The 1,010-nt window shown below is 75.0% G+C and carries 1 protein-coding gene; it reads left to right on the top strand.

The genetic code is table 11. The features are described 5' to 3' along the window. Window positions 1-191: 191 nt before the first annotated feature. Entirely contained in the window at window positions 192-776 is a 585-nt protein-coding gene (locus ACFYYF_RS32185; RefSeq protein ID WP_388780997.1) for a dihydrofolate reductase family protein, read from the top strand. Window positions 777-1,010 lie beyond the last annotated feature (234 nt).

The following is a 1,010-nucleotide window of genomic DNA, read 5'->3' as shown; positions in this document are numbered from 1 at the left end:
GGCCCGCCCCCGCCCGGCCGGGGCCCCGGGGGGGGGGGGGTGCGTTTGGTTTCGGCGGCCCCCCCCCCCCCCCCCCCCCCGGGGGGGGGGGCGGGGGCGGCGGGCGCGCCGCCCCCCCCCCCCCCCCCCCCCCCCCCCCACGCCTGTATCTCCGTGACGGTCGACAACGTAGGTGCGAGGAGGGATCGGACATGGGAAGGATCGTGATGAGCGGGCCGCAGAACGTCTCGCTCGACGGAGTGGTCCAGGACCCGGACGGTGCGGAGGGCTTCGAGCTGGGCGGCTGGTTCCCCCGCTTCGGGGGCGAGGATCTCGCCGAGTGGAGCAAGATCGCGCTGGAGGAGGCGCTGCGCGCCGAGGCCTGGCTGCTCGGCCGCAAGAGTTACGAGTTCTTCGGGACGCGGTGGCGGCCGCGGAGCGGCGAGCTCGCGGACCGGATCAACAGCATGCCCAAGTACGTCGTGTCCTCGACGCTCGACGAACCCGACTGGGCCAACTCGACGGTTCTGCGGGGCGAGGTGGTGAGCGAGGTCGCGAAGCTGAAGCAGGAGCTGGACGGGGAGATCGTCGTCCCGGGCAGCCACCGGCTCGGACGCACTCTGATCGAGGCCGACCTCGTCGACGAGGTGCGGCTGGTCGTCTTCCCGGTCGTACTCGGGGCCGGCGAACGGTTCTTCGGCGAGGCCCGCGGCACGAAGTCGATGCGTCTGGTGGAAGCCGCGACCATCGGTGACGGCCTGGCCTTCCTCACCTACGAGTTCGTCCAGAGCACGTAGGACACCCCCGGAGACACCCGAAGACACCTGGGGACACCTGGCGACACCTAGGGACACCTAGGGACACCTGGAGACACCCGAAGCCTGTCCGACGTCGTGATCGATACGGTCGGCCCGGACCGGGGGGGGGGGGGGGGGGGGGGGGGGGGGGGGGGGGGGGGCCCGCCCCCGCCCCCCCCCCGCGGGGGGGGGGGCGGGGGGGGGCGGGGGGGGGGGCCCCCCCCCGGGCGCAGG

The sequence above is a fragment of the Streptomyces sp. NPDC001914 genome (assembly GCF_042891215.1).
GTDB lineage: Bacteria > Actinomycetota > Actinomycetes > Streptomycetales > Streptomycetaceae > Streptomyces.
The sequence above is the reverse complement of the archived record's forward strand: the minus strand, read 5'-3'. Positions and strand labels throughout refer to the sequence as shown.